23 protein-coding genes, 1 tRNA gene, 1 other RNA gene and 1 pseudogene are annotated in these 26,848 nt (G+C 47.1%); 10 read left to right on the top strand and 16 right to left on the bottom strand.

The window, feature by feature from the left end:
• Window positions 1–84: 84 nt before the first annotated feature.
• The 9 genes from ATN88_RS15805 to ATN88_RS15765 form a co-directional block, all read right to left on the bottom strand.
• Window positions 85–954: a hypothetical protein gene (locus ATN88_RS15805; protein WP_067417945.1), complete on the bottom strand. Its 870-nt coding sequence runs from the start codon at window positions 952–954 to the stop codon at window positions 85–87.
• On the bottom strand, window positions 944–3,397 hold the full coding sequence (locus ATN88_RS15800) for a fimbria/pilus outer membrane usher protein (RefSeq protein ID WP_083539498.1): 2,454 nt from the start codon (window positions 3,395–3,397) through the stop codon (window positions 944–946). Before ATN88_RS15800 ends, ATN88_RS15805 begins: the two co-directional genes overlap by 11 nt.
• Window positions 3,394–4,059, bottom strand: coding sequence for a fimbria/pilus periplasmic chaperone (locus tag ATN88_RS15795; protein WP_067417942.1), 666 nt, complete (start codon window positions 4,057–4,059; stop codon window positions 3,394–3,396). The genes ATN88_RS15800 and ATN88_RS15795 overlap by 4 nt, the downstream gene beginning before the upstream one ends.
• Window positions 4,060–4,072: 13 nt before the next feature.
• Window positions 4,073–4,777 carry a fimbrial biogenesis chaperone gene (locus ATN88_RS15790; protein WP_067417939.1) on the bottom strand — a complete coding sequence of 235 codons (705 nt, stop codon included), beginning with the start codon at window positions 4,775–4,777 and terminating at the stop codon, window positions 4,073–4,075.
• A 57-nt stretch (window positions 4,778–4,834) separates the two neighbouring features.
• Window positions 4,835–5,326, bottom strand: a complete 492-nt coding sequence (locus tag ATN88_RS15785) for a hypothetical protein (protein ID WP_067417936.1) — start codon at window positions 5,324–5,326, stop codon at window positions 4,835–4,837.
• 94 nt (window positions 5,327–5,420) lie between these two features.
• Window positions 5,421–5,915, bottom strand: a complete 495-nt coding sequence (locus ATN88_RS15780; protein ID WP_067417933.1) for a hypothetical protein — start codon at window positions 5,913–5,915, stop codon at window positions 5,421–5,423.
• Between the two features lie 304 nt (window positions 5,916–6,219).
• Window positions 6,220–6,777 (bottom strand): porin family protein, encoded by a 558-nt coding sequence (locus ATN88_RS15775; RefSeq protein WP_067417930.1) that lies wholly within the window; start codon window positions 6,775–6,777, stop codon window positions 6,220–6,222.
• 339 nt (window positions 6,778–7,116) lie between these two features.
• Window positions 7,117–7,261: non-coding RNA, RtT sRNA (locus ATN88_RS15770), on the bottom strand.
• A 43-nt stretch (window positions 7,262–7,304) separates the two neighbouring features.
• Window positions 7,305–7,395, bottom strand: a tRNA-Ser gene (locus ATN88_RS15765).
• A 279-nt stretch (window positions 7,396–7,674) separates the two neighbouring features.
• On the opposite strand from ATN88_RS15765, the gene ATN88_RS15760 reads away from it, so the two are divergent.
• A complete protein-coding gene (locus ATN88_RS15760) occupies window positions 7,675–9,039 on the top strand; it encodes a bifunctional NUDIX hydrolase/phosphatase PAP2 family protein (RefSeq protein ID WP_232313301.1) in 1,365 nt (454 codons plus the stop codon).
• 42 nt (window positions 9,040–9,081) lie between these two features.
• Here ATN88_RS15760 and ATN88_RS15755 read toward each other — a convergent pair whose 3' ends face one another.
• From ATN88_RS15755 to ATN88_RS15740, 4 genes are all read right to left on the bottom strand, one after another.
• Entirely contained in the window at window positions 9,082–10,428 is a 1,347-nt protein-coding gene (locus ATN88_RS15755) for a dicarboxylate/amino acid:cation symporter (protein WP_067417924.1), read from the bottom strand.
• Window positions 10,429–10,770: 342 nt separating this feature from the next.
• Window positions 10,771–11,256, bottom strand: a complete 486-nt coding sequence (locus ATN88_RS15750; protein ID WP_067417921.1) for a hypothetical protein — start codon at window positions 11,254–11,256, stop codon at window positions 10,771–10,773.
• Window positions 11,253–12,185 carry an ABC transporter ATP-binding protein gene (locus ATN88_RS15745; protein WP_067417918.1) on the bottom strand — a complete coding sequence of 311 codons (933 nt, stop codon included), beginning with the start codon at window positions 12,183–12,185 and terminating at the stop codon, window positions 11,253–11,255. The genes ATN88_RS15750 and ATN88_RS15745 overlap by 4 nt, the downstream gene beginning before the upstream one ends.
• Window positions 12,182–13,033: an ABC transporter ATP-binding protein gene (locus ATN88_RS15740; protein WP_067417915.1), complete on the bottom strand. Its 852-nt coding sequence runs from the start codon at window positions 13,031–13,033 to the stop codon at window positions 12,182–12,184. Before ATN88_RS15740 ends, ATN88_RS15745 begins: the two co-directional genes overlap by 4 nt.
• A 205-nt stretch (window positions 13,034–13,238) precedes the next feature.
• On the opposite strand from ATN88_RS15740, the gene ATN88_RS15735 reads away from it, so the two are divergent.
• The 3 genes from ATN88_RS15735 to ATN88_RS15725 all read left to right on the top strand — a co-directional run bounded on the left by ATN88_RS15735 (window position 13,239) and on the right by ATN88_RS15725 (window position 14,771).
• Window positions 13,239–13,619 carry a cysteine-rich CWC family protein gene (locus tag ATN88_RS15735; RefSeq protein WP_332308917.1) on the top strand — a complete coding sequence of 127 codons (381 nt, stop codon included), beginning with the start codon at window positions 13,239–13,241 and terminating at the stop codon, window positions 13,617–13,619.
• An 82-nt stretch (window positions 13,620–13,701) separates the two neighbouring features.
• Window positions 13,702–14,004 carry a PTS fructose transporter subunit IIB gene (locus ATN88_RS15730; protein ID WP_067418055.1) on the top strand — a complete coding sequence of 101 codons (303 nt, stop codon included), beginning with the start codon at window positions 13,702–13,704 and terminating at the stop codon, window positions 14,002–14,004.
• Window positions 14,001–14,771, top strand: coding sequence for a PTS sugar transporter subunit IIA (locus ATN88_RS15725; RefSeq protein WP_067417912.1), 771 nt, complete (start codon window positions 14,001–14,003; stop codon window positions 14,769–14,771). Before ATN88_RS15730 ends, ATN88_RS15725 begins: the two co-directional genes overlap by 4 nt.
• Before the next feature lie 12 nt (window positions 14,772–14,783).
• On the opposite strand, the gene ATN88_RS15720 is transcribed toward ATN88_RS15725, so the two are convergent.
• The gene (locus ATN88_RS15720) at window positions 14,784–15,629 is read right to left on the bottom strand and encodes a helix-turn-helix transcriptional regulator (RefSeq protein WP_067417909.1); all 846 of its coding nucleotides are present in this window, start codon (window positions 15,627–15,629) and stop codon (window positions 14,784–14,786) included.
• Between the two features lie 409 nt (window positions 15,630–16,038).
• On the opposite strand from ATN88_RS15720, the gene ATN88_RS15715 reads away from it, so the two are divergent.
• The 6 genes and pseudogenes from ATN88_RS15715 to ATN88_RS15690 all read left to right on the top strand — a co-directional run bounded on the left by ATN88_RS15715 (window position 16,039) and on the right by ATN88_RS15690 (window position 25,269).
• Window positions 16,039–17,949, top strand: coding sequence for a PTS fructose transporter subunit IIABC (locus ATN88_RS15715; protein WP_067417906.1), 1,911 nt, complete (start codon window positions 16,039–16,041; stop codon window positions 17,947–17,949).
• 121 nt (window positions 17,950–18,070) lie between these two features.
• A complete protein-coding gene (gene manA, locus ATN88_RS15710) occupies window positions 18,071–19,258 on the top strand; it encodes a mannose-6-phosphate isomerase, class I (RefSeq protein WP_067417902.1) in 1,188 nt (395 codons plus the stop codon).
• Between the two features lie 240 nt (window positions 19,259–19,498).
• Window positions 19,499–22,701: pseudogene (locus tag ATN88_RS15705) on the top strand (glycoside hydrolase family 3 N-terminal domain-containing protein).
• A gap of 156 nt (window positions 22,702–22,857) precedes the next feature.
• Window positions 22,858–23,571, top strand: coding sequence for a helix-turn-helix domain-containing protein (locus tag ATN88_RS15700; protein WP_067417899.1), 714 nt, complete (start codon window positions 22,858–22,860; stop codon window positions 23,569–23,571).
• Between the two features lie 118 nt (window positions 23,572–23,689).
• On the top strand, window positions 23,690–24,175 hold the full coding sequence (locus ATN88_RS15695) for an acyl-CoA thioesterase (protein ID WP_067417896.1): 486 nt from the start codon (window positions 23,690–23,692) through the stop codon (window positions 24,173–24,175).
• A gap of 170 nt (window positions 24,176–24,345) precedes the next feature.
• Window positions 24,346–25,269, top strand: a complete 924-nt coding sequence (locus tag ATN88_RS15690; RefSeq protein WP_067417893.1) for a DMT family transporter — start codon at window positions 24,346–24,348, stop codon at window positions 25,267–25,269.
• Window positions 25,270–25,309: 40 nt separating this feature from the next.
• On the opposite strand, the gene ATN88_RS15685 is transcribed toward ATN88_RS15690, so the two are convergent.
• Window positions 25,310–26,200: a DMT family transporter gene (locus tag ATN88_RS15685; RefSeq protein WP_067417890.1), complete on the bottom strand. Its 891-nt coding sequence runs from the start codon at window positions 26,198–26,200 to the stop codon at window positions 25,310–25,312.
• Window positions 26,201–26,398: 198 nt separating this feature from the next.
• The gene (fliJ, locus tag ATN88_RS15680; RefSeq protein ID WP_067417887.1) at window positions 26,399–26,848 is read right to left on the bottom strand and encodes a flagellar export protein FliJ; all 450 of its coding nucleotides are present in this window, start codon (window positions 26,846–26,848) and stop codon (window positions 26,399–26,401) included.

Here is a 26,848-nt window from a genome sequence, read left to right as displayed (position 1 = left end):
ATTGAAGGGAGTATAGTGGCTGTAGCGACAAGTATTTGTATATTCGGCAAGATTTGAACCCCGAAAACACGCACAAAATGCCGTTTAATCTGGCGCCATAGACAGACTTGGGGCGATAGAGATATGGACGGTATCGCTATACTTTCCGCCAGCTTTACGCTCTGTATCCCCAATAATGATTTGAATCGGTAGCGGTGTGCCGGCAGTAGAATGACTCCTCGTCCATCGTCTTTGCGTTCCGTCGAGAGGAATAGCTTCATTAGCAATCAGCATCTGATAGTCCAAATCCCACATCGCATTTTGAGATTGATGGCGAAGCTTGCCATTAAATTGAGAGTCTACAGAGAGAGAATAAGGTGCCGTGCTTTCCACCCACAATCTTGGTGCATAGTTAATGATTTTGTTCGATTTCAGCGAGCCAAGATCGAGATTGAAGTGACGCTGCGACAGACCATAAAACTGAATTCTTGCACTGGGCAACACCGATACTTCGACATTTAACGTCATCTGATCCATTTCCATCGCAGAGTTCTCCTTGAACAGCGATGCGCGTAACCGATTCTTATAGGTACCCGCTTCAAGCCATTGCCCGCCAATGAATCGAAACTCAAATTCTGCCTCAGTGTTTTCACTATCCAACTCAAGCAACCATTTGTCGGCTTGCAGATACCCTTCGGCGGCGTACCAATCAAAGCGCATGCTTTCTCGCGTGGCATTTGTCAGTGCGGACACATCGTTTTCCAAATCTAAAACGACAACGACTTTACAGCCCTCAGATACTGACGTGCGCACTTTAAATTGCTGACGAAGCGGATAATTGCCCGTGGCGAAAACATCATAGTTTGCCGCGCTGTTTGTGGGCTCTAAACTGACAACCGACGCTTCACAAGCTGCATTTACAACACCTGAATAACAAAGCATCAGCCAGAAGAAGGCGAGTTTTCTAATCTGCATATAGATCTCCCAAGCGCATCAGCGTGTCGCCGCTGTCTTCTATCTCAATATCTATTTCTCGTTTGGGGTTGGTTTTCAAGAGTAGCTTGTACTTGCCTGGGCGCATTCCCGATATCGCGAATCGTCCCTTGCGATTAGTGAAGAATTCCAAGGGAGCAACGCTTTCATCATCTAGATAAATGGCTTCTCCAACAGTGAGAGGCACTGGTTTCTTGCTGCCTTTAAACTTCAAAATGCCCAATGCGGTAATCACGGCGTCAGAGCCGATTGTCAGTTGATAGCCCTGCTTATAACCGGGGTTGACCGAAAAAACACCTTCTCCCAAGTCATAGCCGGGTGGCAGATTATCAACGTCATAGCTGATGAACTGAGGGTTATAAGCGACGAGATCAGGAATTAGCACATTGCTGGAAGAATTACTGATAACGCGGGAATAGCCATCTGTTGTGGCAGGGTCTACATCCACGATGTTGTCCGCGAGACTTTTATGTTTGCTCACTATCGCAAAGGCCTCCCCTACTTCCCGCCCAATGGCGAATTCCGAACCAGAGAACGCAATCGCACTCGCGACCTGAAGGCGTGTGTTGTGGCTTCTTACGTCATCATTAATGTTTTCAAAGCGCGTGAAATGATCGGCGCTGAATTGAAATCGATTCCCCGTGTAGTCGAACGATCCATTGATATTGGCGTCTCGACTGTCATCTCGCTCAATGGACGCGAAGGCTGACACTCCGCCAGTATTACCAATCCCTTCACGATAGCTAACATCCACCCCCGCAAAGTTGTTTTCACTTTGCACTCGGCTAACAACACGCGTGGCTTTGCCAAGCGGCCAACTTAGGGTCAAGGTAAGGCAAAACGCGTCATCACCCGAGCGAAATTGCTGGTAGTCAGCGCGCGTGCTCCACGTTGCACGGGTTGCAAACAGTTGGCCTGAGAAACTAGGGCTGATAGACCAGTAATTGTTGGTTTCTCCGTCCCCTTTTGAGTAGGTCAGCGACAGCGAAGAGCGCAGTGTTGATGTGAGGTCGAATGAAGTAAAGAGTGACCCAAAATGCGTCACTGAATTCAGTGGTGAACTCATGCTGTCTAATGAGTCAACACCACTAAAATTTGGGCTAATGTAATCGTAAAGCACACTCACCTGCGTTAACCAAGTTAACGCTTCTGGGATATCCGCTTCGTGAGCAAAACGATAAGCATAACCATCCCCCAACGTCGGGTGGTCACTTTTACTGGCAACGAGTTCTGTAATACCTAGAGAGGAGGCAAACAGCACCGACCCGCCAAATTGGTAAAGCTCTTCTCGCTTTTGTCCATTAATACCCAAGGTCAACCAAGGTGCGACGCCAACATCAACGTAGCCGGACAGAATCCGTTGTTCCGTATCATATTTAATCTCATCATCTTCAAAGCGCGCAGGCGAACCCAATAAAAACGCATATTCATATTCCCCGCTCGCTAACAGTTCATTTCCCGTCGCAACCGCAAAGCTGATGCGTTCCTCTTCACCTGACGCGTCGGTGATGATCAACTCAACGTCATTGATACCCTGCACGATCGGAATGTCATTGAGGTTATATGTGCCTGCATTTAGGGTGAATCGTTGAACGACCGCGCCGTCAACAACAACATCCACACTAGAGGTACGTGTTAGAGTAAATGTCTGTGCCGCTTTAGGGCGGACATTGCGCGTTGGAATGAGTGAGAAGTCTCGCGAGAGACCAATACCTGCAATATCAACACTGTCTTGAAAGACGGTTCCCGTGTTGAACATATCGCCAACCACAAGGCGCGTGCCATATGACGGAAAATCCAGATTTAAGCGTGTGCCTTCTCTTACATAGACACTTTCTAGCCCTTCTGCGTCGCTAAACGATGATTCATATTCCAGTGATAATCTTCGATAGTTCAAGCCAGCATCAAAACGGTGGTTGTAGTGGCTCAGTTTTTCATCATCCGCATCAGGCAACTGTATCAATGAGTTTGAAACCGACACATTCAGATAGCCGTTAAGATTTGATGGTTCTAGAAAGGCGACATTCGCTTTTTGACCTTCAACAGAAAGCTGTTGTGTTTTCATCAAATCGGTTGGTATCGCGATGACGCATTCCAAACTTGAAAAATCAAAGGTTAACGTCAGTCCCGCCGCTTCAAAGTTCGAGGATGCAAGAAGGTTTTTTTCAACCGATTGCAAGGTTGCAAGGACATCGTCATTGACCATGTCCGACAACGCCGTGATCGTCGATGCTTTGGGCAAGAGGATCTGATCGTCCGCAGTTATAGTGAGTTCGGTTTCCCCAATGACACTGTCACTTACGCGCAACAGAGATGTGAGCGTGATGTCTCGCCCTGTCGGGTTAATTTTTTGATTCGGCCAAACGGGCGCAGACAACAGCAAGCCAATAACCAGCAAGTACAAACAGCGTTTCATCCTTCTCATCGCTTTTCGCCCACATATCGGCCTGATTTAACTGACGGAAGCACATCAACAGCGATTGTGGAAAAAGGAGGAAGAAACCGCTCACCAAACACGGTTTCAGGTGATTCGATGGAAGGTAAAGCTTCACTGTAAAAGCGGATTTTACTGAGAAAGGTGTATCGATTACCTCTGTTGGATATGGCTGCAGCCCCACTCTCGTCAACATCCAGCGTCACAAGAGGTTGTTGATTCGAAGAAGAAAGATGCACAAGCGCGTTATAATGAATTTCAACAGCTAGTGCCGATCCTGCTGATTCATCCAACTCTTCTATCGCGGGCTGAGTAAAGCGAATAAAGACACTTTCAGACTGAGGTAGTTGAGGTTGCCCAACCCATTGGAGCCGAAATATCTGAACGCCACCAGGTGCTAACACCGCAGCGGGCGGGAACACCATCAAGTCAGAATCATCTGCATTTTCAACGTTAAAATTGCCATTTTCATCAAACACTAACTTCCTGACAGCAACTTCAATCGGTGTCGGAGATAAGCTGGTATTTTCTAACCGTATTTGAGCAGAGGACTTTAAATCCGTGCTCAACTCCAACACGGTTGGAGAAATGGTTAACGCACCCAATTGAAACGAAGAAAACGCGACCGCTATGCAAAACAACAACCTATGCATAAGATTCTCATTACTATTTTAATTCGACAATTTCAATGGATGTTTTGCTAGGTGAGAATCCGTTGATGGGTTTCATTGGAAACACGCGCGAAGATTTTGGCAGTACTAAGGTTCCTGTGACGTATTGTTGAATATCCCTACCTCTGACTACGACAGATTTTCCACCTTGCTTAATTGTCCAGATGCTTTCCGTGATTCTTCCGTAACTGTCTCCATCATTTTTCACTTCGACAAACCATCCGTTGTTGCCTTCCGATACTTTAATCACCGATAAGCTTGGAGACGCTTTTTCTGGCTTGACGTTCATTAACGTGTCAAAGCGCATCAGAAGCCCGATATCGTTTTGACTGCCAAGGACATTTACTTGCCTTACGGAGATACGGTAAGCGTTTGAATTTTTTATCTCAGGATCGCCAATATATCTGACTAAAACAGACTGAGATTTACCCGGTTCAATGACAGCAGTGACAGGAATAACCAACAAATCATCATCTGCTGAAGACAAGGTTTCTTGCCCAAAGCGATCCATCGATAGCTTTAAAGGCACCAGCTCAACGGTCAATGGGAAATCATTGGTGTTATCGACGCGCATCGAGAGCTGAGCACCACGGCCTAGCGGCGTCATCTCTGCGATCATCGGCGTCACTTGATAGGCAATCAAATACGTAGGGAAAATAAGAACGAGAAAACCAAGCACTTTGCCGAACAAATTCGTCATCCCTGAATACTCCTCTGGATTGAAAGGGGAGCACGGCTCCCCCTCAAGACACGTTTCCTACTGCTGAGCAATAGTGATGGTTAATGTATCTGTGTAGTCGCCAGAGAATACGGTTCCTGTAGGCACGTTGACTGAAAGGTCACTTGTAATACCAGCAGCCAATGCTGTCGCACCGCCACCACCATACCCTTTAGTCACAAAGGTGGCTGAAGATGTATCAAGTGTCACAGGGTCACCTGCCATATCGAGAGACGCTGTGTAATTAAGGATCACAGGTGAGCTAGGATCGGTACTTTTCAGGCCTTGATTGGTGCTAGTTAAGGTGACATCCGCGCCTGAATAGTAGTTGCACGTCACCGTAATAGCATTCACCGTGCCGCTATTACCAGACCCAACAGGACCCACATGAAGACTGGTGCTAGAGTGCAACCCCGTGACCGCACATACGGGGTCAACATTACCTGAGATTTGAATTGACTGAGGTGCTGCGTACACAGCAGACGCAAACAGTGCAGATACTGACATTGTTGCAAGAACTAGCCTTTTCATAATTTTTCTCCAAGAGATTATTTAACTTACATGTATCGATTCAAAAACCATCTTGAACCGAACTCACTGCATGACTGCAGAAACTTATAAATCATTAAAATGCGTCGTTAATTGAAGGCGAAACATCAATGGTAATCACATCCAAATACTCTCCAGAAAAGAGCAACCTATCCTGCAATGTTATTCTCAACTCCCCATTAGAAATAAAAGGGACGTTATTTGAGCCATTAATATATTGAGGCGTAAGTAAATCTTTGCTGTTAAATGTGCTATTAATCCCCACGGAAGAGACCAATATACTCAAGTCGTAATACGTAGAGTTATCACCAAAGTCGCTCGTCAACTTTAGACCGCCGGATCTTGAAGAGACTGACATTGCAAATGGCTGATTACAGTCGACAATAAACGGCAAAGAGTGTTGCTTACTCTCTGTAATATTGACGACATTCCCAGCATTTAATTTGATATCACAACGAGTTTCGATCTCACCAGACATCGTCATCGAAAGTGATTCTGAAACAGCGAACGCCGTTTCTGTGTGAATGATACATATGCCAACCAACAATACTGTATTAACGCGAGAATACATATAACCTCCCGCTTTTTATATTTTATAAACTGCAAATGAAAATGTAGCCCAACACAGTATTACTTGTATTAAACATGACTACTAATTAAGTGCTAATTAATAAGCATGAGAAAAATCTAAGACTAAAGTCGAATGGAAATATTATTTTTCATTACTCATAACGAAAATGAGACAGTAAATTAGGGGGAACTAATTTGACTTTTGGAGATTTTTTGACTAATCGTCATGTTACATTTTGGTTAATTAAAAAAGCAATTAAAAAAAGGGAGCAATCGCTCCCTAAATAGATAATGACTATTTCGGTTTAAAACAGGTAATTAATACCCACATAAACACCGTCATATGTAAAGTCGACTGTTTGAATTTCGGCTTTTGCCACTTTATAGCCTAGGTTGAAGCCGAAGCCAGAATCCATTTCATAACCAGCCTCAACACCAAACTGGATACTGGTATCAGAATCGCTCGCAGATCCGCTTGAGGTATTCAGTTCAATCTCCATCGATCCCAAACCGACCAAGCCACCAACGTAGAAACTCTTGTCGTCATCAACATAGAACTTTGGTTTCGCGTTAAAATAAAAAGCAGAACCTTCCATTTTTAAAACGTTGGCAAAGTCTGCTTCACCAAACGAACGAAACTCAAGTTCCAAGCCTAAGTTGATGTGGTCCGTAAGTTTCATTTGATAGCCAAGTTGCGCATCAAAACCAGTATCTGCATCTTCACTAAGTGCTACACCAGACAACTCAAACTCACTCTGTGCTGCAAACAAGATGTTTGCACCAACATAAGTGCCTTCATTTGCATTTGCAGTGCCTGTCAAACCTAAGGCCAATGAGGCCGCTAAAAGTCCAATTTTTCTCATTTTCGTCTTCCTTACTCCATGACTACAAGTGGCTTTCGAGAGGCGTTCCTTACGCTCCCTAACGCTGAAATAAACCGATTTGGCATTTGCACAGGCTTTATTGCAAGAGGCCAATGTTCACAATAATGATGATTTTATTTATTAGAATAATCATTATTACTTTCTGTTTTGAAACCAATAAGTTAAATCTTGTTATCAGAAGATTAATGGAATCTAGCCAAGTGGCACTATACAAGTAACTTGAATTTGCGTGAGGGTTCACAGAGCAACGCATTGAGGTCGGCTAAATGCCTAAAGAAAGCAAAAAGGCCGCTGATAGTTCAGCGGCCTTTTCTAATTTGGCGGAGAGATAGGTTATTTACTCGGCCGCTTCGCGTCCTCGCCCTTCGGGCCGTTGCTTTTCGGCTACGCCGAGCAACGTTGTCTCGCTTCGCTCGGCTGAACCCTGGCTAGGGCTCTGCACCCCTATCTCATCAAGGGTTAAAAAAGCAAAAAGGCCGCTGATAGTTCAGCGGCCTTTTCTAATTTGGCGGAGAGATAGGGATTTGAACCCTAGGTGCGCTATAAACGCACGCCGGTTTTCAAGACCGGTGCTTTCAACCACTCAGCCATCTCTCCTTCGTTGCGGCGAATACTACTGAGCGAATCGTCGAGTGTAAACCCTTTTTCTTAAAGTTTTTGTTCAAAAGCCTAAAAATAGAGCATCTACATCTTGTTAGCGTTGATTCTTAAAGTATTCACTCCAGACAGCCACACAAAAACAACAAAGAGAAAACAAATGCCACTTTTTCGTAAACTAGCATTGATACACTTGCGTCATCAGATACAATGCTCGCAAATGCACCTATACATTAATGCTTTATGAAACAACTCTTTCTTTGCTTTTTGCTCGCAATAGTGAGCACAACGTCTGCACACGCAGCCACAGAAATCGCCAATGTTAAAGGCGCGGCTTGTTTAGTTTCAGACGAATCAGGTCGAGTGCTAGTAACCAAAGATATTTTGAACAATCTTATTGCCATTCCTGGTGGTTATGTCGATAGCGATAACCCAGCCGATGCAGCAATCAGAGAAACTCGCGAAGAAACCGGTATTGATGTAAAAGTCGTTGGTGAACTAGCAAGGCCTCGAAATGCCGTTTTGTATGATTGCGTCGCTCTGGCACCCATCCCTGTCCACACGGGTACAAATGGCGAAGCAACGGTCGCTGCTTGGAAAGCCGAGCACTTTGGCCGAGAAGTACGCGCGGTTTACATGATGAAACCTGACGAAGATATGTTGGAAAATGCACGTTTTCCTGATCAAGTCGCCATGTTTCCAGAGCTATTGAAATCATCCTCTAAAAGCCCATTGGATGAACAAGATAACTTCTCTTACCTTGCTCATGATTTTTCTGTTTGGAATGCGGGCGTCAACCAGCAACTACAAAATGCCGTGAGTGCCTTACCACAAACAATCAGTGGTTTTGTAGGCAGTGTTTTAACGACTTCGTCAGCATTAGGAAGCGGCGCATTATTTTTCCTGCTTCTACCAATTGCTATCGCCACAGGCGGGATTAGGCGAGCCAGCGAAGTCTTACTTGTCACCGTAGTCGCAACCGTGATTGTAAGCTTTGGAAAGCTTTACTTCGGTGTCCCAAGACCGTTCCATATCTTCCCAGAGTTGCAATTAGCCGAAGCGTCCGGGTTTGCTTTCCCTAGTGGCAATACCGCAACTGCTTTTGCCGTCTGGGGCTTACTCTATCATTGGTTAAAACAAGCAGGTCATGACCGAATTACCCTCTGGCTAGTGCCGTCGTTGCTTGTCGCTCTGAGCCGAGTGTACTTGGGTGTGCATTATGTCACTGATGTCCTAGCAGGAGCGGTTATTGGTGCTCTAATCGTGTTTATCGTGACATCATTGAACCGCCGTCAATGGCGCGACAAGCCACTTCTGGTTCATCCTGCGTTTTGGTTTATCGTTGGTATCCTTACCCTACCTTTCGCTGCCACACAAATTCAACCATTGTTCCTATACTGCGCCGTGTTTTCACTCATCTATGCCGCAATGTTGCTTGGCAACCGTGTAGCAATAACCCGTGATTCTGGGATGGGATTAAAAGCAGGAATACTCACGTTATTCGTGATTTTTGCTATCACAGGGATGGCTTTTTGGGGTGGTCAGGTGTCTAACTCGAGTATCGAAATTTTAGCCATGAATTGCCTCGCTGTGGCTTTCTTGGCCATGTGGATTGGCAGAGGCGCATGCTTGGCAACCCGATAAAAAAAGAGCACCGAAAGGTGCTCTTTTTGCTCAGGTTAGGCATCAGCTTTTCGCTGCGTCTGCCAACTCTTTTTCAGCGTCGTGGTCTATCTCAACACCTGAAATCACTCCCGCTGTTGGGTCGTTGTAGATAGATTCGTCCAGCTTGCCTTCACTTTTAGCTACAATACAGCTTACTGCTGCATCACCTGTCACGTTAACCGCGGTACGAACCATATCCAGCAGTCGGTCTACACCCAAGATCAAACCGATCCCTTCAAGCGGCAACCCAACTTGCGCGAATACCATCGACAGCATGATAAGCCCTACACCCGGCACACCTGCAGTACCGATGGATGCAAGAACGGCCATCATGATTACGGTAAGAAAGCCCGCAACACCAAGGTCTATGCCGTAAATATTTGCAATAAATACCGTCGCGACACCTTGCATGATCGCCGTACCATCCATGTTGATGGTGGCACCAAATGGCACGGTGAAAGAGCCGACAGAGTTTCTTACACCCAAACGCTCTGTCACGGTGCGCAGTGTCACTGGGATCGTCGCATTCGAGCTTGCAGTACTGAAAGCGAACACTTGCATGTTGCGCACTTTCTTCATGAAAAGACGCAGATTCAGACCAGAGAACACCTTGAGAATGGTTGGGATCACGACAAACAAATGAAGCAGTAGCACAGCAATCAAGACCACCACATAGCCAATGAGCTGTGCAAAAAGTGCCAGTCCCAAGTTTGCCATCGCTTTCGCTATCAAACAGAACACCGCGTAAGGTGCGATTTCCATGATAACGGTGACCATTTTCATCATGATTTCGTTGAGCACTTCCACCAGCTCAACCACTTTTTTGGCGGGCTTGCCAACCATCAAAATACAAATACCCATCAAGATGGCGAAGAAGATGATTTGAAGCATCTCACCTTCAGATAACGCATTGACTGGGTTATTTGGAATGATGTCGATAAGCACTTGAGAAAGTGGCGGTGCTTCACGACCAGAGAATGCCGTGTCTGCCGCCATTTGCATGCCAGTACCAATGCCACTGAGTGAAGCAATGGTAATCGCAAAGGCAATTGCGATTGCAGTAGTAAGAAGGTAAAGGCCAAAGGATTTTGAACCTACCCTTCCCAGTGTTTTGATGTCTCCAATCCCGCAAACACCGCATATCAGTGAAAACAGAACCAGTGGAACCACCAGCATTTTTAACGCGTTCACAAACATTTTGCCCACTACGTGGAACAAGCCGTTTGTAATGTAAGTATCAACAAACCCTCCAGCAGGGTTGAGTCCTAGTATATTGATTGCAAGTCCAAGAATAATACCTGTGACAAGGCCAATAATGACCTTGGCTGTCAGGCTTAATTTTCCATCATTTGATGCAGAGTTTTGCATAACGCCTCCATGACTATTTTTCTAGTACGTCACGAGGTTCTTGACTCTTGGAACATTCCCGAACAATGGGCTCTATGCCCCGGCTAAAAGAAAAAGTTTTTTAGCCGACAAATACCGAGATTTGACGACTGAAAATTGTTTTAGCATCAGAGTTAGAGGGAAATGAGCAAGCTTATGTCAGGAAACCTTCACAACGTGACATAGATATATCCTGAAAAGCTTAAATGCTTTGTCTCGAAAATGAGCCTGAATGAAAGTTTTGTTATTGGATTGTTAAATTATAATCTTAAGATATTGATACACAATGAAAAGCGCACCTTTGGATGCGCTTTCTTTTTGGTATTAAACCGCGGCAAGCTCTTGAGAAAGGTTTAAATGATTCTGCGCTGTCATATAGCTAACGTGCGCTTCTATCAATGATGTTGACTCTCGTTCCCAATAAGAACTTTGCTGACGCTGACAAAACTCTAAAAGCGTCACAATGAGCGCGTCCATCCGCTTTAGACACCATTTTTTAACTTCAATGTCATGGCTAATATTGCTGCCCATTTCCTGCATTTTGCTGTAAGCGAACTGTAGGAATGCATAGGCACCGTCTCTGTCATCCACCGAATTCAAATGATGATGGAGCCTGACACACGCATCCAACCAATAGCCAATGCCTAAGCTCTTATCTTCATCAATGCAAGGAGCAAAAAGGTTTGCTGGTGCCTCTATAACCAACGATTCTAACCCACGCATCTCATTGATGTTTTGGTTGCAGTACCAGGCTTGCATGCAGCCAAGCCATTCTGGGATTTCTCTTACGTGCTCTTCGCTTTGGGTCATGCGGCAGACTCCCAGCAACGCACGAAGTGATTCTCGCCCACTTGGTTTATCACAGGTTGCAGCCGTTCACTCAAGGTTCGGATTTCGTCCGCATTCTCCGAATAATTCGCCGTATCTTTAATCAAATCAGCAAAAGGCAGGTCAGGGTCAGGCACCGCCGAAATCAAGAGCTTGGTATACGGATGTTGAGGGTTAGACAGAATTTGCTGCGTATCACCCCACTCTACAATTTGGCCCCGATACATCACCGCTGTGTCTTCAGCAATATAGTGTGCCGTTGCCAAATCATGGGTGATGTAAAGAAATCCGATCCCCATTTCTTGCTTCATACGTTGCATCAGGTTCAACACACCTAGGCGAATGGATACATCCAACATAGACGTCGGTTCGTCCGCCAGAATAACCTGCGCGCCCACACCCAATGCACGCGCGAGATTAATGCGCTGGCGTTGGCCCCCACTTAACTGATGTGGAAACTTTTCCAAACAATCTTCGTCAAGCTCAACGAGATTGATCAACTCTCGCTGGCGTTCACGAATTTCTGCCTCAGTCAGTTTGTCATGATGAATGCTAAGCGGGCGTGCAATGTGATGACCGATCCGGTGCGCGGGATTTAACGATCCAAACGGGTCTTGAAAAACCATTTGAACCTGACTTCTGTATTCGCGAAGGGCTTTCCCGGATTTGATTTCTTCAATGTTCTGTCCGTTGAACAGAATATTGCCAGAGGTAACATCATGCACTTTGGTGATCAGCCTTGCGACCGTGCTTTTGCCACAACCCGACTCGCCAACAAGTGCTAGCGTTCTGCCTTTGTAGAGGTCAAACGTCACACCGCGCAGCGCATGAAATGGCTCTTTCTTGGCAAAACCACCGCCGGTAGAAAACGTTTTGGAGATGTCTTGTACCTGAATGATTGGTTGGCTCATGACATGGCACCTTCTTCAAATTTGGTTTTGCTATGTTCTCTGTCGTGAATGTTTGGAAATGACGCCCAGAGCTTTTGCGTATACGCGTGCTGTGGATTATTGCGGATCTCCTTCGCTGAGTTCACTTCTACGATTTCGCCATGGCGCATTATCGCAATGCGATCGCTAAGTTGAGTCATTAACGCCAAGTCGTGAGTAATGAACAGAACAGAGAAGCCAAACTCCTCCTTGAGCATGAAAATTTGCTGCAGGATCTCCCGCTGAACCACCACATCCAGAGCGGTAGTCGGTTCGTCCATAATGATGAGTTTTGGGCTCAGGCTTAGCGCAATGGCGATAACCAAACGTTGGCGCATCCCGCCACTAAACTGGTGCGGGAAGTCTTTAAGACGGTCTCTTGGAATGTTCACCAAATCGAGCATCTTTTGCGCACGATTGATGGCTTGTTCTCGCGTCCAGCCTTTGTGATGCTGAATCACATCCACAAACTGCTCTTCCACGGTCAGTACTGGATTTAAAGAGTTCATGGCACTTTGGAACACCATTGCAATTTCGCTCCAGCGAATTGCCGACATCTGGCTGTTTGATAATGTTCGGAGGTTCACGTCTTCCAACCATATTTCGCCACCAGAAATCATCGCAGGTGGTTTATGCAGGTTGTTTACCGAAAACGCGATAGTGCTTTTTCCACACCCCGACTCCCCCGCTAACCCAAACACTTCCCCGCGACCAATGTCGAAACTAACACTCTTCACTGCTCGAAAGTGTCCATCATCCGTGATGTAATCAACGCAAAGGTTCCTGACTCTAAGTAACGGATCCTCATGAAAAGCATGTTCTTGTCCCATGTGCTTTCACTCCAAAACAAACATTGAATGCAAACTATTATCATTTGCATTAATCGTAAAGCTTGTCTGCCGAAAGAGTGAATCGGATCGCAAGAATCTCAGTATGAGATAACTTTTAAGGCGTCCAAACGGCTTAAGTTGAGCCGACGAGTCAGTTAAGATACGCCGCTAACGTAAAAATACGCTCTGGAAGTCGTGCGAAAGAATGAAGAAATGTCCTGAATGTCATGTTGAAGTAGCCTGTACAGCAGATTCCGGCACCTGCTGGTGTATGAGTTACCCTTCCGTATTGCCAGTTTCAGAGGACGATAATCTCTCCTGTCTCTGTCCTAGCTGCCTCGCAAAGCGCGTTAACACTAAGCTTGGCGAGATCTACCAAGAATACACCACCAACGATCTTATCCGCCTCGCAAAGCCTTACGCGTCAAACACCCAACTTGTCGAGAACATCGATTACACCATGGAAAATGGCTACATGGTTTTCTCCGCTTGGTACTTGCTGAAACGTGGAAAATGCTGCGGCAACGGCTGCAGAAACTGTCCTTATGGCAGCTTATCGACCAAGGATGCCAACAACGTGGGCTAAATCACGGACGCATTCCAAATCTTAAAGCACAATGCGCGCCCTCAACCGTTTGGCTGAGTTGGAAAAAGAAGAAGAACGAAAAATGAAAATTGTCGCTGTAACCGCCTGCCCGACAGGCATTGCCCACACCTATATGGCCGCTGCCGAACTCAAAAAAGCCGCACAGCAAGCAGGCATTCATATCAACGTAGAAACACAAGGCGCAATGGGTATTGAGAACCCACTGAGCGTAATGGATATCGCCCGTGCCGATGTGGTCCTTATCGCATCAGACATCGAAATCGAAGACCGCGCGCGCTTCACTGGCAGTAAAATACACTGTGTCACCATTGAAGAAGTGCTTACCGATCCGGTTAGCGTGTTGGAGCGTTGTAAAACGCTATGATCACCCGCAGGATCACGTTTCTTGTTGGCGAAGAAGGGCTGGCAGCGTGGCGATTGGCAAAGCTTAAAACACTTGCGGCCTATTTCCGCTCTGTCACCATCCTTAGTAACCTCTCGCAACGTAAAGAAGCGAGTGTTGAGCATCCAATGAGAATCATGAGTCTGAGTGCCTTGCCTGGCGATTTGTGCCAGCTTCTCATCGAGGGGTCAGATGCCGAATTGGCATCTATGGTGCTAACAAACTTTATCGATGAACATGCCACGCTGATCTCTGGCGGGAAACGCACTGTCTCTTTCTCGCCATCAGATTTCGTTACGTTACCCTTTGTCTTCCAACGTCATCGTATCAACGCATCACCGCTGGACAAGCATGCGCTGTTGGCCGAGTTCGCCAAAAAAGTCTCTGCTGAAGAAGACATTGAGCACGAGACGCTGTTCAACGCACTTTATAAACGTGAAGGCGTATCCTCAACGTGTATGGGAAATGGCATCGCGCTGCCCCACGTGATGATTGCTGATGTTGCCAATGCCCATATCTTGATTGCATCAACCGCAGAGCCATTAGATTGGATGTCTAACCATGGAGATGTGTCGCGGATTGTTGGCTTGGTCTTACCAACACCACCCGTTCGAGAGCAAATCGTTGCCTTTTCCGGCTTTTCTCAGCAATTGCTAGACCCAGAATTTTGCCGATACCTCACCGAAAACGCCGACATGGATATTGTGGAGACCATCATTCTCCACACGCTGAGTACGCCGTTTCGCTAGAGCCTGTTGACCTTAATCTATTCCACGGTATTCCGACGGCGTCATCCCTGTCTTCGCTTTAAACACACGGTAGAAATAGTTCACATCCTGAAACCCGCAGCGTGTGGCCACTTCCCCTAACCGAAAGTCATAACGTTTCAACATAAACTTGGCACGGTCTACCCGAACCCAAGTGATGTAGTCCGCCATTCGCATGTGACCCTGTTGCCTGAAAAGCCGAGAAAGATGATTGGGTGTGATGTTGAAGCGCGCGGCAATCGTCTCACGCGTGATCGGTCGGTGGAAGTTTTCCTGAATGTAGATACAAATCCCTTGATAGAGATCTTCAACACGATTACGCGTACCCACAGCCGGTGCCGCCAGCATCGTTTGGCAATAGCTCATTAGGGCTTTGAGCAGATAACCATCCATCGGCGATTGAACAGACTCTTTTGGCAACATGTTAAGGGCATTCAACATGTGGTCAATGGAGTGGCCGGTACGGGTTTGAATACTGTGCTTTTGCACGTCATAAAACCCCGGCTGATTCTTTGCTTTACCGACCAAGCTAAAACCAAGTTGCCGCTTACCAAATAGCAAACTAAGCACCGAGCAATCGGTATCCCAGTTAGGTTTATTCCAGCTGTTAGGCGGTACATAAAGGACTTCACCGGGACGAAGAATTACCTCGTTAATGGATTTGTCTTCGCTTTCCAACAGGTTGGGGTATTCACCGCTCAGCACCAGCTCAACACGCGGAAAATTAACTTGATAGCTGAATTGCGGCGGCGTGACTTGGTCACGAGCAAATACAATACGGCTTACGTGCTCACTTTCAGAAAGCAGGTTTTCTAAAAGGAGATGAAAAACCTGACCCATTTTTCCTCTAACGCGTTGAAAAGTCCGGTTGCATTATCCTGTTGCAAAATGTTTCGAGCTAGCTCTTATCTCATTGAGCTTCAATTGCGTGATTGCAGTCACCTAATTTTCACCACAATATCTTCATATAGCGTTACTAATTTCTAGCACCCAAAAACGCTTCACCGAATTCAAACCACATCAGAACCCAAAAACAAACATATAACCTTATGTTTAAATTGAATTATCCATGATATTACTCATTTTATTTAACAACTCTCGAAGTGAGAATGAGATCACACTAGAGATTCAATGTTACAAATATCCAGTAAAAGCCTTATCTCTCCTCTATCTGAAACATAGGGGAAAAGCGGAAAATTACCTCATCGGCCATTGCCGCATTAACAACACATTACTAGGGGTAGCAATCATGATTACGTCGCTAATCAATGAAAATCTGATTTGCCTGAACCTGAGCGCAAAGACAAAAGAAGACGTCTTCGTTGAGATGATCGAACTTCTGCATGCGCAAGGTCGCGTTAACGACAAAGCACAGTTCCTTGCGGACATTTATGCTCGTGAAGAACTGGGTAACACTGGTTTTGAAGATGGTGTTGCGCTGCCGCACGCAAAAAGTGCTGCGGTTGTAGAGCCTGCTGTCGCTATCGGTATCAGCCGTGAAGGCATCGAATACGGCGCAGAAGACGGCCAGCCTTCGAAACTCTTTTTCATGATTGCTTCGCCTGACGGCGGTGCTAACCACCATATCGAAGTATTGGCGAAACTGTCTTCTAAGTTGATTGAAGAAGGCTTCATCGACAACTTCATGAGCGCGGAAAATGCCAAAGATGCACTGGCTCTGCTGCTGGAAAAAACGGAAGAAGAAGCGGTTCCTGAAGCAAACAAAGGTCTGCTGATTGGTGTAACAGGTTGTCCTGTTGGCGTTGCGCACACTTACCTTGCTGCAGAAGCACTGGAGAAAGGTGCGGCTGAACTGGGTTACGAAATTAAAGTAGAAACCAACGGTTCAATCGGTGTAAAAAACAGCCCAACCGCGGAAGAAATTGCGCGCGCTGAAGCCGTCATCGTTGCTTGTGACCGCCAAGTGGATACCAGCCGCTTTGCAGGCAAACGTGTTATTAAAACGGGCGTAAAAGCACCTATCAAAGATGCAAAAGGTGTGATTAAGCAAGCACTGGAAGCACCTGAATACGTGGCGTCTGCTGAAGAAACCGCTGCAACCGAAAGCAATGCATCATCAGCGCGTTCAGATCTTTACCGTTGCCTGATGAACGGTGTATCTCACATGATCCCGTTCGTTGTTACTGGTGGTCTTTTGATTGCACTGGCACTGGCAATTGGCGGTCAGCCAACTGAGGCAGGTATGGCGATTCCTCCTGGCAGCCTGTGGAACAAAGTACTGGATGTGGGTGTTGTTGCCTTCACTCTGATGATTCCAATTCTGGCAGGTTACATTGCTTACGCGATTGCTGACCGCCCTGCTCTAGCACCGGGTCTGATCGGCGGCTGGATTGCAAACAACGGTTCTTTCTACGGCGCTGACGCAGGTACTGGTTTTATCGGTGCTATCGTTGCTGGTCTGCTGGTTGGTTACTTCGTGAAGTGGGTTGCTACCCGTAACTACCACAAGTTCATTCAACCGCTTGTGCCAATCATGATTGCGCCAATTACGGGTTCTCTGTTCATTGCTGGTCTGTTCATCTTCGTTATCGGCGCGCCAATCGCGGGACTGATGGAAGGTCTGAACACCATGCTGACCAACATGAGCACGGGGAACGTTATCCTGCTGGGTATTGTACTGGGTGGTATGGCTGGTTTCGACATGGGTGGCCCATTCAACAAAGTTGCGTTCCTGTTCTCTGTTGGCATGATTGCAAGTGGTCAAACACAGTTCATGGGTGCAATGGCGTGTGCGATTCCTGTTGCTCCACTGGGTATGTCACTGGCAACTGTTATCGGTCGCAAGTTCAACATCTTCGAAGATTCTGAAATCGAAGCGGGTAAAGCGTCAGGTGCAATGGGTCTGGTAGGTATCTCTGAAGGTGCTATCCCATTCGCGGCACAAGACCCAATGTCAGTGATTCCTGCGAACGTTATTGGTTCAATGGTTGCCGCTGTTATGGCCTTCTCTTTCGGCATCACCAACAGTGTTGCTCACGGTGGTCCGGTTGTAGCCCTGCTGGGTGCAATGAACAAACCTGTTCTGGCACTGGCATGTATGGCTGCAGGTGCTGTAGTTACCGCTCTAGTAGCAGTTTCTCTGAAGAAGATGCGCCAAGCGAAAGCACAAAAAGAAGCAGGCGACGTAGCAACCGCTTAATTTGTTTCCCCCTGAAATCGCTCCCTTATTCGTAAGGGGGCGTTTTTCTGTTTTAGATCCAAATCTTTCAATGTGATTCTGATAGACTCACGCACAGATTAGATACATCCGAAGAAGAACAATGACCAATAACTTTTACCCACTGAACAACATCATTCAGGACTACGCGTGGGGCAGCCACGACGCTCTGAATACCCTTTTCGATATTCCAAACCCAGAGAACAAACCACAAGCTGAGATCTGGATGGGTGCACACCAAAACGGTTGCTCAAAAATTACCGTTGAAGGCAAAGAAACCCTTCTTTCTGATTTTATTGCTCAAGATATGCCGAAAATGCTCGGTGCAGACACTGCTGAAAAGTTTGGCGAGTTGCCTTACCTGTTCAAAGTGCTGTCAGCAGAAAAGGCACTTTCTGTGCAGGTTCACCCAAGCAAAGCGCAAGCTGAAGAAGGTTTTGCGAAAGAAGAAGCGGCTGGTATTCCACTATCAGCGGGTTTTCGTAACTACAAAGACCCTAACCACAAACCGGAACTCGTTTACGCGCTGACTTCCTACAAAGCCATGAACGGCTTCCGTGACTACAGCGAGATCCTGAACTTCTTCCACCAGCTAAACATTGCAGAGCTTGAAGGCCTCGTGAGTGCTTTAGAAGCCAACCAAACTGAGCAAGGTTTGAGTGCATTCTTTGAAGCGATGCTGTCCCTTGATGGCGAAGCGAAAACCGCAAGTCTTGACCAACTGATCGCCTTTGCAAAAGCAAACCAAGATGACGAGCTTTGTGCGCTATTGCTTGATTTGTCTACCCAATATCCGGGCGATATCGGCTTGTTCTCACCGCTTATCCTCAACACCATTACATTGGTACCGGGTGAAGCTATGTTCCTTGATGCATGTACCCCACACGCCTACATCAAGGGCACGGGTCTTGAGATCATGGCAAACTCAGACAACGTGCTGCGCGCAGGCCTGACGCCAAAATACATGGATGTGCCTGAGCTTATCTCGTGCACGCGCTGTGTACCGATGGCGAAGGATGCAATCCTGCTTCAACCGACGGTTGTTGGTTCAGCGCAGCACTACCCAATCCCTGTGCCTGACTTCAAGTTCAGCGTGTACACAGCAACCAGCAATCAAACGCTCTCCACTGACAGCGCAGAAATCCTGATTGCCATCGATACCCCACTGACTGTGTCACACAGCGATGGTGAAAGCGTCACACTGGAAAAAGGGCAATCTGTATTTATCCCTGCATACGTCGGCGACTACGCAGTAAGTTGTGAAGGCGCATTCGCTCGCGCTTACAACTGATCAGCACAAATCCATACGCTATTCACAAACCCGGAATTGCCGGGTTTTTCTTTATATGTGCTTTGCTTATGGTGATCTATAAAGTCGATTTTTCGCGCAAGTGAGAACCCCCTATCGCAGAGTCTTACGTTAGTATCGATTGTTGGTTTATTGCTTTAGCCTTAAAAGAAAGCGCTTTCAATACTCAGCAGCAAGGCTATCGCCAGTAAGAAAAATGAAGAACATGTAAGGAAGAACACCGTGTCAGGCAAGGAACTTTCATCCATTAGCATTCCAGAACAGCAGAATTCAAAGGTTCCCTACTTTCCTGATTGGCCTCGGGTTAAAAGCGCGATCGCAAAAGACCCCGAGATTGAAACAAAGATTCTGGAAATTCTGGGTCAAATGACACTGGAAGAAAAAGTGGGCCAGATGATCCAGCCTGACTTACGTAGCGTCACGCCTGAAGAAGCAAAGCAATACAAACTGGGTTCGATTCTCAATGGCGGTGGTGCTTGGCCAAACGGCAATAAATACGCATCTGCAAAAGAGTGGGCAGAAGAGGCAGATAAATACTTCCTCGCTCTGGAACAGGCCTATCAGGGTCGAGGCTTCCGCATTCCGTTTATGTGGGCAACCGATGCCGTTCATGGTCATAACAATGTGTTTGGCGCGACAGTCTTTCCGCATAACATCGGCTTAGGTGCAGCTAACAATCCCGCGCTTATCAAACAAATCGGCCAAGCAACGGCCAAAGAAATCGCCGCAACAGGTTTGGATTGGACGTTCGCCCCTACCGTGGCAGCTCCCCGCGATTACCGTTGGGGTCGGGTTTACGAAGCTACTCCGAAGACCCTGAGATCATCTACCAGTATGCCTCTCAAATGGTGGAGGGCTTGCAAGGTGACGCTCAAGGATTGAAATCAGACACTCATGTCATTTCAAACGTTAAGCATTGGCTTGGCGACGGCGGCACTAAGCAAGGTGTTGACCGTGGACAGAACCATTACACGGAGGAATACCTTCGCAATATCCATGCAACAGGCTATTTTTCGGGGCTGGATGCAGGCGCACAGGTTGTAATGACGTCGTTCAACTCTTGGCACGATGACGCCAACTACGACGTCATGAACACAAGCGTCTACAACAAAAAGCTCCATGGCAGTAAGTACATCGTCAATGATGTACTGAAAGATAAAATGGGCTTCGACGGCCTAGTGGTGACGGACTGGAACGGCCACAGCGAAATAAACGGCAGCACCGCAGGGAATAGTCCTCAAGCAGTCTTGGCGGGTAACGACATCTTTATGGTGACGGCAAGAAAAGACTGGCAAGCCTTCTATCGAAATGTCATCAAGCAAGTCAACAACGGGATAATCCCCATGTCCCGTATCGACGATGCCGTCACGCGTATTCTTCGCGTAAAAATGCGCGCAAATCTTTGGAACAAACCTAAACCCACTGAAAGAAGGCTCGCTGGTAAGCAAGACATTCTTGGCTCAGAAGCACACAGGGCTATTGCACGTCAGGCCGTCAGCGAGTCTCTCGTGTTGCTAAAGAACAAGGACAACATTCTTCCTCTCTCTCCTGATAACAAGTACCTCGTTGTAGGCAGTGCCGCCCATGACATTCAAAAACAAACTGGCGGCTGGTCATTAACTTGGCAAGGGACAGAAAACACGCTGGAGCAAGACTTCCCTGGCGCAACTACCATGCTCATGGCCATGACAGACGTGGTTGGCAGCTCGAACGTCTACACCAACCCAGCCACCGCGCCAAAGGATGCCATCGCAGTTGTGGTTATTGGTGAAGACCCCTATGCAGAAATGTTTGGCGATATTAGTCCGACCAAAACGTTAGAATACGCGACGTTAAAGCCCTCTTACGCCGATGATCTGCACCTTATCAAAGACTTGCATCATCGTAGTTTTGATATCGTGACGCTATTCTTCTCTGGCAGACCGCTCTACGTTAATGAAGAAGTAAACATGTCTAACGCTTTTGTCGCTGGTTGGCTGCCGGGAACAGAAGCCTTCGGCATCACAGATGTCCTGTTTAGTCAGAACAACCGAGACTTTAGCGGGCGTTTGTCCTTCTCCTGGCCCGGAACCAAATGCGCGACGACAATCAACCGCAAAGCACCAAATCTTGTTGATTATCAAACACCAGAGACAGAACAGGATCTCGATGGTGACCATGCGCCCCTGTTTCCTTATGGCTATGGCCTTTCCTACGATGTTGAACCACATATTCAGATCGATGCTGATCTTGATAACCTCCCTCTGGATCCAAGAGAGTATGGCTGCGGAATGAATATGCCCGGCAACGGCATTGCTGCGATCAATCTGGAGATCTTCGGCCGAATGGCATCGGGCGAGTTTACCGCTCGCATTTCAAGCGAAGCAAACCATTGGGACGGTGTTTCCGTGTCGAACAACACGCCGACCACAATCAAAGGGATCCGTACCACGCCAATTGATCACCTCCACCAGCAAGACGCGATTCACGTTGAATTCAGTGGCGATGTTCCCGCACAAGTCTATTTGCAAACACCGGATGAAGCTGTCGCAGACAGGTATGACTATTTGAATGCAGATGCGACGTTGCAGTTTGATATCGACCTAAAATCCCCTGCACCAAAGAGCATGATGCTGGCGATGCACTGTGGTTGGCCATGTTTGGGGCAAATCCCAATCCACAACATTCTGCCTTCTCCGTCAGATGAAAACGAAACATCATGGACAACCATCAAGATCCCGCTCCAGTATTTCGCAGACGAAGGCATGAACTTCTCGCGGCTCAATACTGCGTTTTTGATCCACTGTGATGAACCTGTCGACTTCAACCTTGGCGAAATTCGTTTTGTTCCTCACAGTCAGGATCCGGCAGATGAAGCAGTCACCCATGATGCATTAAACATAGAGACGATACCTCCGCTAGAGGGCGATGACATCAACCTCTGGACACTGATGCAACCTAACCTTGTCGCGTGGCAAGCACACACCGCCGACTGGACACCATTGCATGACCACATGCTTGTCAGTCAATGTGAAGCAGATGACACAACCCACGAGTTCTCTGTGACCTACAACAGTGCGAGTCCTGAAGACTACAAAGGCGTTGTGCTAATGCAGGGCATCACTCAAAACCTGAGTGCATTCACGTCAGGTCAGCTCGTGTTTGACGTGTATATCGAAAGCTATGGTAAACCCGCTACCTTCGGTGAGACGCAGTGTGAAACGCTGGTCGTGAAAATGGAGTCGCCAACAGGTTCAGGAAATGACTACCCGCTTGGTCCACTGGAGACGGGTAAATGGCATTCGGTCTCTGTTCCTATGTACGAGCTAAACACGGGTGCGCTCGATATCACCAAGGTAAACAAGCCCTTTGCCACCTTGGCGGAATGGGATGCTTCTCAGGCGGGCGTAAAATATCGGATTCGAAATATACGCCTGAAGAAATAGCAGCATGGAAACGCCCGCGAACACCGCGGGCTTTTTTATGCACCAAGACGGCTACCTCGGCGGATAATGCGAGAGCAACAAAGGAACTGCGCTTCATCACTATCACTTACCTTCACATGCGGCGATACTGATAGAAATGGATGTGGACGCTACGCGATGACCAATGCACTGAGTATTCGTGCTTACACAAAGCAAAAACAAAAGCACACACACAACTTCCACCAATTGGTGCTACCGATTCAAGGTGCGATTGACATTGAACTGTTAGATTTCTCCGATACTGTGTCCATTGGCGAGTGTGTGGTGATCAAATCTGGCGTTGAACATCATTTCAACGCCGATGATGCGGCAAGGTTTATTGTGGTCGATTTAGAATCGCTACCCGAGCACATTTCACAGTCCGATTTTGTCTTATTTGCCATCTCACCACCTTTGCTAAGCTTCCTCTATTTTGTCGAAAAACAGCTCGAATTTAAGGTGGACGATGCGCTGGAAACCTCTCTGTTCAAGCTGTTCTACTTGTTACTTGAGCAGCAAGAAATCAGTGCTGTCATGGATAGCCGTATTCGAAAAGCGCAAGCACATATTCTCGAAAATATCGCCGAAGACTTGTCCATAGACGCCCTTTCACGTATTGCCTGTCTCAGTCCCACACAATTCAAAAAACGCTTTAAAGAAACCGTCGGCAACACCGTACATCAATTCATCACGCAGCAGAGAATGGAGAAAGCCAAAGCGTTGCTAGTGCATACCGATCTGCCCGTTCAGATTGTGGCCGAGCGTGTAGGCTATTTAGATCTGTCCGCGTTCAGCCGGCGTTTTTCAAAAGCGTTTGGTGTCCCACCTAGTCGTTGGAAGTCAAAATCCTAAAACAACGGGACGTAGAGAACATTTCCTTACTTTTGTTTGCCTTACTCCGTCCCAATTGTTATCTAATAGTGAATACCCAACGTTTGACGGATACGGATGATAAGGAGGTTTCATCATCATGAGTCAGGGAAAAAGAGACATTACGCTGCGCTTCTTGGCAGAGCCTGGAGATGTAAATTTCGGCGGTAAAGTGCATGGTGGTGCCGCCATGAAATGGATTGACCTTGCAGCTTACGCCTGTGCCGCAGCATGGAGCGGTAAATACTGCATCACGGCTTATGCAGGCGGTATTCGGTTCGTAGCCCCGATTCACGTTGGTAATTTGGTCGAGGTAAGTGCCAAGGTTATTTATACCGGAAAAACGTCCATGCACATCGCCATTGACGTTCAAGCAAGCGATCCGAAAGTGTTGAAAAATCGCCTCACCACGCATTGCATCGTCATCATGGTCGCAGTCGATGAAGAAGGCAACCCGACATCCGTGCCGAAATGGGTGCCAGACACTGACGAAGATATCGAACTCGAACAGTCAGCCATTCGTCTAATGAACATGCGAAAACAAATTGGCGAAGAGATGGAAGCGCATGTGAAATACTTGAAGTAGCATTCGCCAACACGGTTGCGGCAAGTTTTAGTCTAAATAAACTTGCCGTGATTGATTTATTCAAACGTAACTTCCGTCCTCTTAGACAAACATACCGTCCTTTCTGCACAAAAAAACTCTCCTATTTCGTTAGCATAAATCCTAATCGAACTTGGCAGGACACAAACGACATGAGAGCAGCCCTTTTATCCATGGACACCATGCTACAAGGTAGCTTGGCGATTCTCTTCTCTTCTGTTTTATGGGGAACAACGGGCACGGTTGCTAGCTTCGCGCCACAGGTAAGCCCGTTGGCTGTTGGTGCCTTTGCGATGGGTGTTGCTGGCTTGCTTCTTGGTGTCATGTACCGAAACGCCATCAAATCCGATTGGTATGTACTGAAAAACAGCCCACTACTATTAGCAGTAGGTGCCGTCTCTTTGGCGATATATCCCCTCGCGTTTTATTCGTCGATGCGAATGGCAGGGGTTGCAGTGGGCACTGTCATCTCTATTGCAAGTGCGCCCTTTTTTGCAGTGCTCATTGAGCAAATATTTGGACGAAAGCAAACACTCTCCACTCGCTGGCTGATCAGTGCCGTGGCAGGTACCGCTGGCATCATCATGCTTACGCTTGCCGAAACCGCGCATAGCAAAGGAGCAGCTGAAAATGACCAACTTATTCTGGGTGTGATATTGGGACTGGTTGCAGGCTTAACTTACACACTCTACGCATGGGTGGCGAAACAATTCATCAACCAAGGTGTCGAGTCAAAATCGGCCATGGGTGCCATTTTCCTCCTTGGCGCGTGTATCTTGCTGCCAAGCCTTTATTTCACCGGCAACAACCTGTTCTCAACCATGGAGAATACCCTTGTCGTCACCTACATGGCTCTCGTACCTATGTTTCTTGGGTACGTCGCATTTGGCTTCGGTCTGAAGTTTGTTAACGCCAGTAAAGCCACATTGCTCACCCTGTTTGAGCCTGTTGTTGCTGCCGTACTAGCCATAGTGGTGGTAGGTGAATTGATATCGCCAATAGGTTGGTTAGGCATGGCGTTGATTTCTGTTTGTTTGCTGTTGCAGGCAAGCGAGAAAGGCGAAACCGCACAATAAAAAAAGCAGAGCCGTTGCTCTGCTTTTCTAGCATGATTTCTTAGCGGTGTGCCTTTTTCCTCAACCACATTCTTAGCGGTTGCGCGCCACGGTAAATCAGAAGCGAAGCCAGAATCAGTGCGCATCCCATGATTTTATGGGCTGGCATGGCTTCGTGATACCAAACCACACTGAGTACAACCGTCCAAACTGGTTCCAAAATCATGATGATTGCCGCATTGGCAGGGCTTGCACCTTTCTGCCCCAACGTCTGCATCAAATAACGCAAACTTGTCGCTACCAGTACACTCAACGCGAACCATACCCAAATTTCCATCGGGATAGACGCTGGCCACGTTTCCTTGAGCAGCGACGCAATGGAGGCAATCACGCCTACAGAGAAAAGCTGTACACAAGTCAAAACGAGTGCTGGAATACGCTGCGCATACCGGCTGTTCACATTGAAATGCAATGCCAAGAAAACCGCAGCCAACAAGAACCAAATTTGGCTAGGCGACAACTGCCAGCCAACGCCGCCTAAAGACAGCATGGCAAGACCACATACAGCAATCGGCATTGATATCCAAAAGATACGCTGTGGTGCCTGTTTGAACAGTACCCAAGCCACCAGTGGCACGATCAGCATGGACAGACTCATGATGAACGCCCCCTCGCCGAGCGAGGTGCTCACTGACATGGCGTAAATCCAAAATAGCAACGCACAAGAAAGCAGACTGCCCACGCCCGACGCACGTATCAAATCGCCTTTATCGACCTTTTTTATCTTTGAAAAACAGAAAGGTAGCAGACATAGCGATGCCACTAGGAAGCGTAGTCCTACAAAGCCAAATGGCGGTAGTCCTTGAATGGCTTCTTTAGAAAAAATCCAACCCCAGGCAGCGAGAATTGTTACAACAAGCAAAATTAAAGACGCGCGTCTTTCCGACAACATGCAGCACCAGCAAAAATGAGTAGATAGAAGATTAGCGGCCGTATTATTTCATTGCTTGCACGGTTTTAACATGGATATTGTGAGATAAATCAGGTTAATTCAGTCGAGGATCAGCTTGCGTTTAAGCCATTTACAAGAGGGATTTATTGATGCTTTAAAATGCCAACAAGATAGCAACAATTCAGCATTGAATACTCTCTACAGCCTGCCCAGCCTTCGCCTTTTCACCCTCGCGTTAATTAACTCTTCAAGCTGTCGTTGTTCGCGTTTTGCTTGTTCATAGCGTTGACGAAGCGTCCAACGCTCCATCGCTTTCTCAAGGCCAAGCACACGCGCATGGCGATGCTCCAACTCTTTATGTACAGCATTACATTGGGCTTGTAGCACTGCCTGTTCTTGTTCGCAGTGCGTCAACATTTTCTGCAGCATGATGTCGACATGAGTAAGGTTCATCAAAGACGCGCTGTTAAGAGATGGGCCACTCGTCGCTGCCGCACCAGCTTGGTTTTTCAGTTCACCCAGCTGGTCCAATTTACTCTCGATGTGCGCATGACGTTGTCGCATGGAGGCTAACTGGACGCCGACCGTATCTCTTCGTTTCTCTTCAACTTTTTGCAGCTTTCCACATGCTTTTAGTTTGGCATCCAT

This window comes from Enterovibrio coralii (genome assembly GCF_001559595.1).
Taxonomy (GTDB): domain Bacteria; phylum Pseudomonadota; class Gammaproteobacteria; order Enterobacterales; family Vibrionaceae; genus Enterovibrio; species Enterovibrio coralii.
The sequence above is the reverse complement of the archived record's forward strand: the minus strand, read 5'-3'. Positions and strand labels throughout refer to the sequence as shown.